This window comes from Acidovorax sp. AC410 (assembly GCF_979253235.1).
Map to the genome: position 1 here is coordinate 6,720,018 of NZ_CEEDCG010000001.1, position 14,539 is coordinate 6,734,556.

Here is a 14,539-nt window from a genome sequence, read left to right on the forward strand (position 1 = left end):
CTCAACGGGGCTGGCCGAAGCCACCGCCTCCAGGGGTGTGGATCTCGAACACATCGCCCGGCTGCATCTGCGCCTGGCCGATGTGGTCGAGTGCCTCCACCTGGCCGTTGGCACGCACCACCTTGTTGACGCCCACCGCCCCCGCTGAACCGCCGGCCATGCCGAAGGCGCCATGGTGGCGGCCATTGGAGAGGATGCTGGCCGTCATGGGCTCCAGGAAGCGCACGCGGCGCACGCCACCATCGCCGCCGGCCCAGCGGCCGGCACCGCCCGAGCCCTTGCGGATCTCGTAGCCTTCAAGCCGCACCGGGAAGCGGAACTCCAGCACCTCGGGGTCGGTGAGGCGGGAATTGGTCATGTGGCACTGCACCACGCTCGTGCCGGCAAAGCCGTCCACCAGCGCACCCGAGGCATCCCACACGCCGCCCGCACCGCTGCCGCCCGAGATGGTCTCGTAGTACTGATAGCGCTCGCTGCCGAAGGTGAAGTTGTTCATGGTGCACTGCCCCGCTGCCATCAGGCCCAGCGCACCGTAGAGGGCATTGGTGATGCAGGTCGAGGTCTCCACATTGCCCGCCACCACCGAGGCCGGTGGGTTCGGGTTGAGCATGGAGCCCGGCGGGATGATGACCTTGAGCGGCTTGAGACAGCCCGCGTTGAGCGGAATGTCGTCCTGCACCAGGGTGCGGAACACATACAGCACCGCCGCCATGCACACCGCCGTGGGGGCGTTGAAGTTGTGCGTCTGCTGCGCGCTGGTGCCCGTGAAGTCGATCTCGGCGCTGCGGTTCTTGGCATCCACGCGCACGGCCACGGTGATCTGCGAGCCATTGTCCAGCGGCAAGGTGAACTGGCCATCCTTCAGGCGCGTGATCACGCGGCGCACCGATTCCTCGGCGTTGTCCTGCACATGCAGCATGTAGGCCTGCACGACATCCAGGCCGAACTCGCCCACCATGCGGCGCAGCTCCTGCTGGCCCTTTTCGTTGGCGGCGATCTGCGCGCGCAGGTCGGCCATGTTCTGCTGCGGGTTGCGCGAGGGGTACTCACCGCTTTCCAGCAGCGCGATCATCTCGGCCTCGCGCAGCACGCCGCGCTCGACCAGCTTCACATTGTTGATCTGCACGCCCTCTTCTTCGATGCGCGTGGAAAACGGAGGCATGGAGCCTGGCGTGATGCCACCCACGTCCGCATGGTGGCCGCGGCTGCCCACGTAGAAGGTGGGCTCGGCCTCCTCGCCGATGTAGACCGGGGTGATCACCGTGATGTCGGGCAGGTGCGTGCCGCCGTGGTACGGGTCGTTGAGCACGAACACGTCACCGGGCTGCATGCGGCCCGCGTTGTCGCGGATCACGGTCTTGATGCTCTCGCCCATCGAGCCCAGATGCACCGGCATGTGCGGCGCATTGGCGATCAGATTGCCCGCCGCGTCGAACAGCGCACAGCTGAAGTCCAGGCGCTCCTTGATGTTCACCGAGTAGGCCGTGTTCTGCAGTTGCAGGCCCATCTGCTCGGCGATGTTCATGAACAGGTTGTTGAACACTTCGAGCAGCACCGGGTCCACCGTGGTCCCCACCGCGTGCTGCACGGCCCGCGCCACGCGGCGCTCCAGCAGCAGGTGGTCGAGGTCGGTCAGTTGCGCCTCCCAGCCGGGCTCGACGATGGTGGTGGCGTTCTTCTCGGCGATGATGGCCGGCCCGGGAATCATGTCGCCCGGGCGCAGGTCCTCGCGCACCACCAGGGCCGCGTCGTGCCAGGCGGGCACCCCGTCGGTTCCACCGGTGTACATGCGCACGGTGCTGCGGCGCGGAACCTCGCGCGCCGGGTTCAGGGCGTGGCGCGGCTCCTCGGGCGCATCGCCCGCCACCACGGCCTCGACCGATACGGCCTCCACCACCAGGCCCTTGCCCTGCATGAGGAAGGCGAAGCGCTGGCGGTAGGCCGACTCGAACCCCGCCATGATGGCCTCGATGCTACCGAACGGAACGATGAGGGCGCTGTCGCTGCCCTCGTAGCGCACGTGTACGCGCCGATGCACCGTGGCGGTGCCGTCGCCCGCCTGCTGCTCCAGTTCAGAGCGCGCGGCCGCGGCCAGGCGCTCCAGCGTGGCCTCGATGCCCGCCAGCGCATCGGGCGCCAGCTTGCATTCCACCGCCTGCTCGCGGATCACGTTCTGGTCGGCCAGGCCCATGCCATAGGCGCTGAGCACACCGGCCAGCGGGTGTACGAACACGCGCGTCATGCCCAGGGCATCGGCCACCAGGCAGGCATGCTGGCCGCCGGCACCGCCAAAGCACTGCAGGGTGTAGCGCGTCACGTCGTAGCCGCGCGCCACCGAGATCTTCTTGATGGCATTGGCCATCTGCTGCACGGCGATCTGGATGAAACCGTGGGCCACGTCCTCGCCGGCACGGCCGGTCCGCTGCGACAGCGCGGCGAATTTTTGCGCCACGGCATCGCCGTCCAGCGCCTCGTTGGCGCCATGGCCGAACACGCGCGGGAAGTGCGCGGGCTGGATCTTGCCGACCATCACGTTGGCGTCGGTCACGGCCAGCGGGCCGCCGCGGCGGTAGCTGGCCGGGCCGGGGTTGGCGCCGGCACTCTCGGGCCCGACGCGAAAGCGTGCGCCGTCGAAGCCGAGGATGGAGCCGCCGCCGGCCGCCACGGTGTGGATGCTCATCATCGGCGCGCGCATGCGCACGCCGGCCACCTGGGTCTCGAACTCGCGCTCGAACTCGCCCGCGTAGTGGCTCACGTCGGTGGAGGTGCCCCCCATATCGAAGCCGATCACGCGCTGGTGCCCGGCCAGGCCGGCCGTGCGTGCCATGCCGACGATGCCGCCAGCCGGGCCCGAGAGGATGGCGTCCTTGCCCTGGAAGGCATGCGCGTCGGTCAGGCCGCCGGACGACTGCATGAAGAACAGCGGCACGCCCGGCATCTCGCTGGCCACCTGCTCCACATAGCGGCGCAGGATGGGCGAGAGGTAGGCGTCCACCACCGTGGTGTCGCCGCGGCTCACCAGCTTCATCATGGGGCTGGTGGCGTGCGACGCACTCACCTGCGTGAAGCCGGCTTCGCGCGCCAGGCGGGCGGCGGCCTCCTCGTGTGCGGTGTAGCGGTAGCCGTGCATGAAGACCACGGCCGCGCTGCGCAGGCCGGCGTCATACGCCGCCCACAGGCGTTCCTTGAGGTGCGCCTCGTCCAGCGCCTCGATCACCTCGCCGTGCGCACCCATGCGCTCCTGTGCCTCGATCACGCGGGTGTACAAGAGCTCGGGCAGCACGATGTGGCGGTCGAACAGGCGCGGGCGGTTCTGGTAGGCGATGCGCAGTGCATCGCGAAAGCCCCGGGTGGTGATCAGGAGCGTGGGTTCACCCTTGCGCTCCAGCAGCGCATTGGTGGCCACGGTGGTGCCCATCTTCACGCACTCCACCACCTCGGGTGTCACCGGCTCCCCCGCTTTCAGACCCAGCAGGTGGCGGATGCCGGCCACGGCCGCGTCCTTGTACTGCTCGGGGTTCTCGGACAGCAGCTTGTGCGTGACCAGGCTGCCGTCGGGCCGCTTGCCGACCACGTCGGTGAAGGTGCCCCCCGGTCGATCCAGAATTGCCAGCGCGCAGGGTGGGTGGAAGCAGAAGATGCCATCGTCATGCAATCGGTAGGTAAAAAGGAGGAAGCCAAGGAACGGTGCCACCGCCCATCACAGGGAAGCCGCCGAACGCGCCGCCTGGTCGTACATGCCCGAGAGCACCCGCAGCAAACGGGCCAGTTCGCCGATGTCGCGGTTCAGGGCATCGTCGGCATGCAGGGCGTCGATCAGGCAGCGCTCGCGGATCTCGCGGTAGCGCTGCACATAGGCCCGGCCCACGTCGGTGGCCGCGTAGGTCACCTCCTTGCCGTTCTTCTGGGAGGCCACCACGCCCAGGTTCTGCAGCTTCTTGAGGGCGTAGTTCACCAGGTGGGTGTCTTCCACATTCATGATGAAGCAGATGTCCGCCAAGCGCTTGTCGCGCGCCCGGTGCGTCACATGGTGCAGCACCACCACGTCCAGCGGCGTGAGGTCCTTGAGGCCCGCCGCCGACATGCAATGCACCACCCAGCGGTGAAAGGCATTGCCCGCGACGATGAGGCCAAACTCGAACTCGCTCATCTCGGCGCTCTGCGCCGACACCAGGTGCGCGGACGACACGATGGGTCCGGAATCGGCCTTGGCCCGGGCCGCAGGTTTCATGGAAAGCGCCTTTGCAGAAGTCGAAACTGGCACGGGATGTGCATGTGGCAATTGTAGGCAAGTCACCAATGATTTGTTGGCAATTTGTCAACGTTCAGGCAAAACACCTAGGCGGTAACGAGTTGTTTTCGATACAGTCGCCGAGAGCCTGACTCCTTTCCTTTCCCACGTCCTCTTCACCTGCGGAGCTATTCCATGAAGCGTCGAATCTTCCCCGTCACTGCTCTCGGCCTGGCACTGGCCTTCGGTTTCACCGCTACTTCGGTCATGGCCCAGACCAAGTGGGATCTTGCCGCCGCCTACCCGGTCAGCAATTTCCACACCGAAAACCTGGTGCAGTTCGCCAAGGACGTGGACACGGCCACCGCCGGCAAGCTCAAGATCACGGTGCATGCCAACGCCTCGCTGTTCAAGGCCAACGAGATCAAGCGCGCCGTGCAGGGCGGCCAGGCGCCTGCGGGCGAAGTGCTGCTGGGCAACTTTGAAAACGAGAACCCGCTGTATGGCGTGGACGGCATCCCCTTCCTCGCCACTTCCTATGCAGACTCCAAGCGCCTGTACGACGCCCAGAAGGCATCGCTGGACAAGCTGCTGGGCTCGCAGGGCATGAAGCTGCTGTACGCCGTGGCTTGGCCCCCGCAGGGCATCTACTCCAAGAAGGAACTGGCTTCGGTGGCCGACCTGCGTGGCATCAAGTGGCGCGCCTACAGCCCCGCCACGGCCAAGATCGCCGAACTGATCGGTGCGCAGCCCGTGACCATCCAGGCGGCAGAGCTTTCGCAGGCGCTGGCCACGGGTGTGGTGGAAGCCACCATGACCTCGGGCTCCACCGGCTATGACAGCAAGATCTACGAGAGCATCAAGCTCTTTCACGACACCCAGGCCTGGCTGCCCAAGAACGCCGTCATCGTGAACAAGAAGGCTTTCGATGCGCTGGACAAGCCCAGCCAGGACGCCTTGCTCAAGGCATCGGCCGAAGCCGAAACGCGCGGCTGGAAGGTCAGCGCCGAGAAGACCGAGTGGTACAAGAAGGCACTGACCGAGAAGGGCATGAAGATCGTCACGCCGGCACCCAAGCTCATGGCCGACATGCGCCAGGTGGGCGAGATCATGCTGGCCGACTGGATCAAGAAGGCCGGACCCGAGGGTGAGGCCATCATCACCGCCTACCGCAAGAGCGGCCCTGCTGCTGCGGCACCGGCCAAGAAGTGACCATGCTGCGCCGCTGGCTCGACCGCATCTACCTGGCCGCCGGCGCCGCAGGCGCCGGCTGCATCGTGCTGATCTGCGTGCTTATGGTTGCGCAGAGCATCATGCGCGAGCTGGGCCTGCGCACGGGCGCCATCAACGACATCGTGGCCTGGTTCTGCGCCGCGGCCGCCTTTCTGGCCATGGCCCACGCCTTCAAGCACGGTGATTTCGTGCGCGTGACGCTGCTGCTGGAAAAGCTGCCCCCGCGCCGCTGCCGCCAGCTCGAAGTGGTGGCGCTGGCCATCGGCTCGGTGGCCGTGGGCTACCTCATGTGGGCGGCCTGCAGCTACACCTACGAGAGCTGGGAGTTCAACGACATCTCCCAGGGCCTGCTGCCGATGCCCCTGTGGATTCCGCAGCTGAGCTTTGCGCTCGGCTCCATCCTGCTGTGGGTGGCCGTGGTCGATGAATTCATCATCGTGCTGCGCGGCGGCGTGCCCACCTTCGTGCGCGCCGTCGAAGAACGCCACGCCAAGGGCGACTTCTCTTCTGACATCTGAGACGGTGTGAATGAACCCGCCATGCCCGCTCATGCGGGATTCATTCACATCTTCTGAGCCCCGCCGATAACAACAGGCTGCCTGCCGCACTGAAGCGGAAGCGACAGGGGCCACAAGAAAGCACGACATGGATATTTTGATGGTGGGCGGTGTCCTGCTGATACTGATGCTGGTGCTGCTGTCCGGCGGTGTCTGGATCGCCATGACCCTGGCGATCTGCGGCTGGGTGGGCCAGGCCTTCTTCACCTCGACGCAGCCGGCCAAGAACCTGTTCTCGGCCTTCTGGGAGAGCAATGCCAGTTGGGAGCTGGCGGCCTTGCCGCTGTTCATCTGGATGGGCGAGATCCTGTTCCGCACCAAGCTCAGCGAAGAGATGTTCGAGGGTCTGCGCCCCTGGCTCAACCGCGTGCCCGGCCGGCTGATGCACACCACCATCCTGGGCTGCGGCATCTTCGGTTCGGTCTCGGGCTCGTCGGCCGCCACCTGCGCCACCATCAGCAAGGTAGCGTTGCCCGAACTCATGAAGCGCGGCTACGACGAGAAGCTGGCGCTCGGCGCGCTGGCCACGGCGGGCACCCTGGGCATCCTGATCCCGCCGTCCATCACCATGGTGGTTTACGCCGTGGCGGCCGATGCCTCCATCATCCGCATCTTCCTGGCGGGCTTTCTGCCGGGCATTCTGCTGATGCTGCTGTTCTCGGGCTACATCGGCTGGTGGAGCCTGCGCAACCCCGACAAGGTGCCTGCGGCCGACCCGCCCTCGACCTTGCGCGAGAAGATCCGCAAGTCGGGCAACCTGATCCCCGTGGGCGTGCTCATCGTCTTCATCGTGGCGGTGCTGGTCACCGGCTATGCCACCGCCACCGAGTGCGCAGCCTTCGGCGTGCTGGGCTCGCTGGGCCTGGCGCTGTGGAGCCGTTCGCTGACCTGGCAGAACTTCAAGGACGGGCTGATGGGCACCACGCGCACCAGTTGCATGATCATGTTCATCCTGGCGGGCGCCGCCTTCCTGACCAAGACCATGGCCTTCACCGGCATCCCGCGCGAGCTGGCCGAGTGGGTGAACGCCATGCAGCTGTCGCCGTTTGCGCTGATCAGCGTGCTGGTGGTGGTCTACCTGGTGCTGGGTACCGCGCTCGACGGCATCAGCATGATCGTGCTGACCAGCGCCGTGGTGCTGCCCATGATCCAGCAGGCCGGGTTCGACCTGATCTGGTTCGGCATCTTCATCGTGCTGCTGGTCGAGATCGCCGAGGTCACGCCGCCCGTGGGCTTCAACCTCTTCGTGCTGCAGAACATGACCGGCAAGGACAGCAACACCATCGCGCGTGCCGCCATTCCGTTCTTCCTGTGCCTGGTGGTGTGCATTGCGCTGATCACCCTGTTTCCGCAGATCGTGACCATTTTGCCGGACCTGGTGATGGGAGTGGAGAAGTAAGCCTCCTGAGGCGCTGCGCGCAAGGGCATGGATGACGGGTAGGCCACAATAGCGTTCGCATCAACAGGAAAGTACGAACCATGCTTGCAGTCGTGGCCATCTGCATCGGCGCCAGCCTGGGCGCGCTGGCCCGCTGGCGGCTGGGGCTGTGGCTGACCACGGGCGCGTCGGTGCTGCCCTGGGGCACGCTGGCCGCCAACCTGGTGGGCGGCTACCTCATCGGCGTGTGCGTGGCCGTTTTCCAGGCCCTGCCGCAGCTCGACCCGGCCTGGCGGCTGGCGCTGGTCACGGGCTTCCTGGGCGGGCTCACCACGTTCTCCAGCTTCTCGGCCGAAGTGGTGGCCATGCTGATGCAGCAGCGCTATCTTCTGGCACTGGGCACCACAGGCCTGCATGTCGCGGGCTCCCTGGTACTCACGGTGCTGGGCATCCAGAGCGCCACCTGGTTCCTGGCGCAGCGCGCCTGATCCACCAGGCCTGCCTTGCTGACAGGTCGGATTTCCTCACAAAAAGAGCGCCCCTGCGCCGGAAACTGCCATGGAACCTCGGCACAATGACCCCATGGATGCCAATACCCAACTCAACGAGAGCCGCCTGGCCGATGCCTGGGCAGAGCTGCAGACCCACGCCTCCCAAGGCAACCCCCTGCACGCCGATGCCTACCGCCTGGCGTTCGCCGACCCCGAATTTTTGTTCCGCCGCGAGACGCGCGGCATACGCTTCCAGCTGGAGATGCTCAAGCCCGACCTCGGCCAGGCCGCGCAGGGCATCGAGAGCACCGTGGTGGTCTATGGCAGCGCCCGCTTCGTCGCCCCCGACGAGGCCGCCGAACAGCTGACGGCAGCCGAGGCCAGCGGTGACGAGGCTGTCATTGCCAAGGCTCGACAGGCCGTGCGCAATGCACGCTACTACGACCTGGCCCGCCAGTTCGCCCGCCTGGTGGCCGAGCACAGCGAGCGCAATGCGCCTGCCGACCGCATCTACGTATGCACCGGCGGCGGCCCCGGCATCATGGAAGCCGCCAACCGTGGCGCCCACGATGTGGGCGCGCTCAACGTGGGTCTGAACATCGCCCTGCCCCACGAGCAGAGTGGCAACCGCTTCATCTCGCCCTCGCTGTGCTACAAGTTCCACTACTTCGCGCTGCGCAAGATGCATTTCATGATGCGTGCCAAGGCGCTGGTGGCCTTCCCCGGCGGCTTCGGCACGCTGGACGAGCTGTTCGAGGTGCTGACCCTGGTGCAGACCGGCAAGGCCAAGCCCGTGCCCATCGTGCTCTTCGGCACCGACTACTGGAAGCGTCTGGTCAACTTCGACGTGCTGGTGGAAGAAGGCACGATTTCGCCACAGGACCTCAAGCTCTTTCACTACACCGATGATCCCCAGGAAGCCTGGGGCCTGATCAAGGCGTTCTACAAGATCTGAAGTCGCTGCGCGCCCCGGCACCGCGGCCACGGGCAGCAGCCCTTGGAGCCGCCAGGTGCTGCGCGGTGCCGCATGCCCTGCCGATCAGCAATCAGCGTATCGGTGGCGGGGACGGGGGCAGCAAGATCACCCCTGGCGGCAGCACGAAGATGGGCGTGGTCGGCGGCGGCCGGGGCGGCGTTGTCGTGGCGCCGGGCGTGGTGGTTGTGACCGTGCCGGTGCTGGGCGGTGGTGGAGGCTGGACCTCCGGTGGCGGCACCGGTATCGGCGCAGGACCCGGAGCAGGTATGGGCGGAAGAACCGGACCCGGTGGCGGGGCTGGGGGTGGCGGCGGGGGTACCGGAACCGGTGCTGGCGGCGGCGGTGGTGGTGGAGGTGGAGGTGGTGGCGGCAGGGGCACGACCGGGTCCACCACAGGCGGCGGTGGTGGCACATGCACCGGCGGTGGAGGTGGCGGCGGCCGCGGAATCACGAACACGCTGGTGCGGTGACCATCGCCGCCCAACTGATCGCCAGCCATCTGCGGCAGGGGCAGCGCAGGCAGGGGCAGCAGTGCGCGCGTGTTCGTGTACACCGGCAGCTTCTGGCTGGACAGCACCAGCACCGCTTCGCCGGCCTTCACCCCGACACAGCCCGCCTCGGTGCAGACCTCGATCTCATCCTGTTCGCCGGCCACCGTGAGCTGGCCCTGCGCATTGAAGCCCACCAGGAAGGCCGAACCCCGGATGCCCACCACCGCGGTGGGCGTGATGACCTTGTAGCTGCCCGGGTTGCGCTTGCCGATCAGGCCCGTCACCGCCCGCATGCCGCCGCGCAGCAGGTTCACGACGAAACTGTCCTGCGCCGGGTCGCCGCTGTCGGTATAGCGCGTCACGGTGAACTGCGAGTCCGGGTACAGCGCCACCAGGCCGCCATCGGTGAAGCGGATCTGGGCGCGCCCGGCACTGCCAGTCAGCAGCACATCGCCATTGTCCAGCTCGGCGCCCTTGGCCACGCCACTGGTGGCATTGCCCCGGCGCAGGCTGACCTCGCCGGTGGCAAATTGCACCAGGCCGGCAGCGGCCAACCCGGAGGCCGGCCAGGCGGCCACCATGGCCATGAGCAGCGCGATGCGGGACAGGCGAGGTTCGGTTGTCATGAAGTACCCCTTCTGCGTCAAAACTCACGGCGTACGGTGACGGACCAGATGCGCCGCCGGTATTCGGAAACCGGCAGGGTCGAATCGTTGTGCGTGCCCGTCCACTGCGGCGTGATGCGCCAGGCCGTGGCGGGAACCCATGACACCCCTAACGAGGCATTCACCTGCCGGTCGCGCCGCACCACGGCAAAGAACGGGTCGGCCGCGCCATAGCGGCGCCGCTCCCAGTCCAGGTTGGCAAACAGTGCCCAGTTGCGGGCCAGCGCCAGTTGTCCGCCCGCCCGCACACCCACCAGCCGGTGACCCAGGTAGTCCACACCGGCTGCATCGGGCTCTTCGCGCCCGCCATGCACGCCCGCGTAGGCCAGGCTGCCCTCGCGGAACACGTGGGCATACGAGGTGCCCAGCACCGTGCGCTGCACGTCGCGCAGCGGCTGCGTGGGGTAGTGCAGGCGCGCCGACTGCACAAAGCTGCCCCACTGGCGAAAGCCGTCGAGCCGGTAGATCCACTCGCCCAGCAGCCCGCCGATGCTGCGCAGCCGCGTGCCGTCGAGCGCATAGTAGGCGCCCTGCCCTTGAACGATGAATTCGTGGCGCTCCGAGCGCCAGGACACACCGGCGCTGGCGTCGAACTGGTCGGAATCGAATGCACCGGCACCGCCATCGTTGCGGCGCGGCGTACCCACCGCAGCGCCGACCAGCGACCAGCGCGCGTCCATCACATAGCGCCCACGCACCGCCACCAGCGCCGCCAGGAAATCGGCCGACCGCGCCAGCGCCGAGGGGGCCAGCGTCCAGGCGGGCGTGCCCGGCACGGGCGATGGCAGCAGCATCGATGCCGGCCCGGCATTCACATTGGAGTCATGTCCCAGCGCCAGCTCGGCATAGCCCTTGAGGCTGGAGCCGCCTTCGCTCGCGGCCCGGTCGTAGGAGACCAGAAACTGGTCGATGCTGAGGGCCGCATCCACCGGGATGCCCTGTGCCCGGGCCAGGTCGGACAGGGCCTGCACGCCGCGCTGGTCGCCCACGGCGTACAGCGCACGGGCCAGCGCCACCTGCGCGGCCATGTTGTCCGGCTGCGCCGCCACCACGCGCTCCCAGGCCATCACAGCGCGGCTGTACTGGCCCGCCGCATGGGCGGCGCTGCCCATGGCGGCGTCAAAGGCCGGGTCGCCCGCGCGGGACGCCTCCTGCGCATCGAGCAGGTCGAAGGCCTCGCGCGCTGAGCCGCGCTGCACCAGGGCCGCAGCCTGTTCGGTCAGCGCATCGGCCTGAGCCGCCCCCACGGGCGCCAGCCAGAGCAGGGATGAGAGGGCCAGCGGCCCCGCGCCACAGCGGGCAAGACGAAAAACACCCATGGGAAGTCTCCTCATGCGGGTTGGGCGTCTTGCCCCGGCAGGCCAAAAGGCCACCAGGCCGGCCACCCGAGGACCGGGCCGGTCATGCAGCTTTTTGCAAACGATGTGAGCAGACGCTACCGAAATCTACTCCGATTTCGCCAGCGCAGGCGGATTTTTACAAAGTGGCGCGGCCGCCGGCCCGGGTCAGCGCCCGTGCCCGGCCCCGGGCTCGCCCATGTTCCAGGCCAGGCGCGCCCCTGCCCCCACGGCGGCACCCACCACCCAGAACACCCCGCCCACGCCGATGACGGCACCGGCGGTGCCAAACAGCATGGGCATGAGCACGCTCGATGCGTTGATGGCCATGAGGCGCAGGCCCAGTGCCTCGCCATGGCGGTGGGAGGGCGTGATCTGGTGCAACAGGCTCATCACCATGGGCTGCACCGAACCCAGCGCAAAGCCCAGCAGCACCGAGCACACGCCCATGGTGAGCGCGGTGGGCATCACCGGGTACACCGCAAACAACGCGGCCGTGGCGACCATGGCTGCGGCCACCACCACGCGCTCGCGCAGGTGCTCGGCCACCAGGGGCATCAGCACGCGGATGACGGCCGCAGCAATCGCGAACGCCCCCAGGATGGAGCCGATGACCGATGCCGACAGCCCGCGCTCATGCCCGATCAGCGGCACCACGAAGGTGTGCACGTCCCAGCACGAGGAGAGGATCCAGTTGACGATGAGCAGGCGCCGAAACGGCACCTCGTTCATCAGGTCCCAGGCGCGCTGGGGCGGGCCGCCGGCCGCAGCGATCACCGGCGGCAGCTCCACCGTGTCGCGCACCCAGAACCAGGTGGCCAGCGGCAGCAGCGCCATGAGCGCGAACGCGGCGCGGTAGCCCTGGGTGTCGCCGGCGATGACGCCGGCATGGTCGATCATGAGCCCGGCGCAGAACGGCCCGATGAAGTTGGACACCGCCGGCCCGATGGCCAGCCAGCTGAACACCTGCTTGAGCGCCGTGGCATCGTGTGCGGCGCGCCCCACATGGCGCTGCAGCGCAATCGTGGCGGCGCCCGTGGCGCCCCCCGTGGCCAGCGCCGCCAGGCACAGCACGGGGAACACCGGGAACACCAGCGCGGCCGCAGCGCCTGCGGTGGCCACGGCCACGGCATAGCCCACCGGGCGCTTGAGGCCATGGCGGTCGGCATAGCGCCCGGCTGGCAGGGCCAGGAACACCTGCGTGAGCGCGAACAGCGCCAGCAGCACCCCCACGGCGGCGGCGCTGTAGCCTTCGCGCAGCGCCAGCAGGGGGGCCGCCAGGCGCATGCCCGCCATGCAGGCATGCACGCAGATCTGGCCGGCGATCAGGCGGGCCAGCGCCACGTTCACAGCAGCTCGTCCTGGGCGTCAGCGGCCGACATGGGCGGGCGCAGCTTGGGCACCACGCCGGCCGCATCGGGTGCGGGCAGGTCCTGCACATCGCGCAGGCGCTTCTGGATGGCGCGGGTGCGCACGCCCACTTCCTCGAAGCGCTTGGCGGCCGAGTCGATGGACTTCTTGGTCGCCTCCACCACGTCGCCGAACTTGGCGAACTCGGTCTTGACCATGCCCAGCAGGCTCCAGACCTCGGACGAGCGCTTCTCGATGGCCAGGGTCTTGAAGCCCATCTGCAGGCTGTTGAGCATGGCCGCCAGGTTGGCCGGGCCGGTGATCATCACGCGGCAGTCGTTCTGCAGCGCCTCCACCAGACCGGGGCGGCGGATCACCTCGGCGAACAGGCCTTCGGTGGGCAGGTAGAGCACGGCGAAATCGGTGGTGTGCGGGGGCGAGACGTACTTGGCAAAGATCTTCTTGCCTTCGAGCTTGATGGAGGCCTCGAAGGCATTGCCGGCCGAGGCGATGAGCCCCTTGTCCGCCGCGTCCTGCGCGTCCATCAGGCGCTGGTACTGCTCCACCGGGTACTTGGAGTCGATGGGCAGCCACACGGGGTGCTCGTCGCTCTTGCCCGGCAGGCGGATGGCGAACTCCACCAGGTCATCGCTGCCCGGCACGGTCTTGACGTTGCGCGCGAACTGGTCGGGCGTGAGCACGTTCTCGATGATGGCCCCGAGCTGCATTTCACCCCAGGTGCCGCGCGACTTCACGTTGGTCATCACGCGCTTGAGGTCCCCCACGCTGCCGGCCAGGGTCTGCATCTCGCCCAGGCCCTTGTGTACCTGTTCGAGCCGGTCGCTCACCAGCTTGAAGGATTCGCCCAGGCGCTGCTCCAGCGTGGCGTGCAGTTTTTCGTCCACCGTGCGGCGCATCTCTTCGAGCTTGGTGGAGTTGTCGGCCTGGATCGCAGCCAGGCGCTCGTTGAGCGCATTGCGCAGTTGCTCGGCATTGGTCTGGCTGCCTTGCAGCATGCCGGTGAGCTGCTGCGAGACGGCGTCCTGCAGCACCGAGAACTGGTGGCGGATCTGGTTGCCATTGGCTTCGAGCTGGTCCTTGAGCGCGCCGGACATGGTCCCGAGCTGGCTCTGGATGTCGCCCTTGAGCGAGTCGAGCGTGGTGCGCGTGGCCAGGGTCAGCGCCTCGAAGCGCTCCTGGATGCGCTTTTCGAACAGCACCCCGCTCTCGGCCATGGCCTCGCGGGACTTGACACTCTCGGCCGCCAGCCCGGCTGTGGTGGTGGTGAGCTCGGTGCGAAAACCGGTGAGCGTGTCCGACAGCTCCTTGCGCGCCACGGCCGAATCGGCCTGGCCCTGCGCCAGGTTGGCCAGCAGGGCCTTGCTGCTCTCTTCCAGCCGGCCCGCCACGGACTGCTGCAGTCCGTCAAAGCGCTTGGCCAGTTGCCCCTCGAACACGCCGAATGCCGCCAGCAGCTCGGCCCGGCCATTGCGCGACTCGGTCACCGCCTGGGCCAGGCGCTCGTCCACGGCGTGGCGCACAGTTTCGAGCGTGGCCTGCGTGGTCTGGGTGAAGCCACGCATCTGCTGGGCCAGGGCTTCCATGGCCCCATCATTGCGGGCCACGGCCAGTTGCGTGGCCTGGGCCGTCTGCTCCAGCGCCTGCAGGCGGGCGGCCAACTCGGGCGGCAGATCGACGCGCGGGCGGCGCAGCAGCACGAGCACCAGCAACAACAGGACAAGGGCCAGCGCGGCCAGCAGAATGAGGGTGTCGGTAGTCAAAAAAGAAGCCTGGCTAGGAGATTGCGCACCGGTGCGGTGCGCGATGGCA

The 14,539-nt window shown here is 67.7% G+C and carries 10 protein-coding genes and 1 pseudogene; 5 read left to right on the top strand and 6 right to left on the bottom strand.

Annotated elements, in window-relative coordinates; translation table 11 throughout:
* Position 1: 1 nt before the first annotated feature.
* Positions 2-3,645: pseudogene (locus AC0IZS_RS31195) on the bottom strand (hydantoinase B/oxoprolinase family protein).
* A gap of 55 nt (positions 3,646-3,700) precedes the next feature.
* On the bottom strand, positions 3,701-4,231 hold the full coding sequence (locus AC0IZS_RS31200) for a winged helix DNA-binding protein (protein ID WP_471639203.1): 531 nt from the start codon (positions 4,229-4,231) through the stop codon (positions 3,701-3,703).
* A 195-nt stretch (positions 4,232-4,426) separates the two neighbouring features.
* Here AC0IZS_RS31200 and AC0IZS_RS31205 point away from each other — a divergent pair, with 195 nt between their 5' ends.
* From AC0IZS_RS31205 to AC0IZS_RS31225, 5 genes are all read left to right on the top strand, one after another.
* Positions 4,427-5,443: a TRAP transporter substrate-binding protein gene (locus AC0IZS_RS31205; protein ID WP_471639204.1), complete on the top strand. Its 1,017-nt coding sequence runs from the start codon at positions 4,427-4,429 to the stop codon at positions 5,441-5,443.
* 2 nt (positions 5,444-5,445) lie between these two features.
* Complete coding sequence (locus AC0IZS_RS31210) at positions 5,446-5,982, top strand: TRAP transporter small permease (protein ID WP_471639205.1); 537 nt, start codon at positions 5,446-5,448, stop codon at positions 5,980-5,982.
* Between the two features lie 127 nt (positions 5,983-6,109).
* Positions 6,110-7,420, top strand: coding sequence for a TRAP transporter large permease (locus AC0IZS_RS31215; RefSeq protein ID WP_471639206.1), 1,311 nt, complete (start codon positions 6,110-6,112; stop codon positions 7,418-7,420).
* A gap of 80 nt (positions 7,421-7,500) precedes the next feature.
* Positions 7,501-7,887, top strand: coding sequence for a fluoride efflux transporter CrcB (crcB, locus tag AC0IZS_RS31220; RefSeq protein ID WP_471639207.1), 387 nt, complete (start codon positions 7,501-7,503; stop codon positions 7,885-7,887).
* Between the two features lie 94 nt (positions 7,888-7,981).
* Complete coding sequence (locus tag AC0IZS_RS31225; protein ID WP_471639208.1) at positions 7,982-8,845, top strand: LOG family protein; 864 nt, start codon at positions 7,982-7,984, stop codon at positions 8,843-8,845.
* Positions 8,846-8,936: 91 nt separating this feature from the next.
* On the opposite strand, the gene AC0IZS_RS31230 is transcribed toward AC0IZS_RS31225, so the two are convergent.
* From AC0IZS_RS31230 to AC0IZS_RS31245, 4 genes are all read right to left on the bottom strand, one after another.
* On the bottom strand, positions 8,937-9,983 hold the full coding sequence (locus AC0IZS_RS31230; RefSeq protein ID WP_471639209.1) for a FecR family protein: 1,047 nt from the start codon (positions 9,981-9,983) through the stop codon (positions 8,937-8,939).
* A gap of 17 nt (positions 9,984-10,000) precedes the next feature.
* The gene (locus tag AC0IZS_RS31235; protein ID WP_471639210.1) at positions 10,001-11,341 is read right to left on the bottom strand and encodes a surface lipoprotein assembly modifier; all 1,341 of its coding nucleotides are present in this window, start codon (positions 11,339-11,341) and stop codon (positions 10,001-10,003) included.
* A 186-nt stretch (positions 11,342-11,527) separates the two neighbouring features.
* Complete coding sequence (locus AC0IZS_RS31240; RefSeq protein WP_471639211.1) at positions 11,528-12,709, bottom strand: MFS transporter; 1,182 nt, start codon at positions 12,707-12,709, stop codon at positions 11,528-11,530.
* Positions 12,706-14,490: a DNA recombination protein RmuC gene (locus AC0IZS_RS31245; RefSeq protein ID WP_471639212.1), complete on the bottom strand. Its 1,785-nt coding sequence runs from the start codon at positions 14,488-14,490 to the stop codon at positions 12,706-12,708. Before AC0IZS_RS31245 ends, AC0IZS_RS31240 begins: the two co-directional genes overlap by 4 nt.
* Positions 14,491-14,539: the final 49 nt, after the last annotated feature.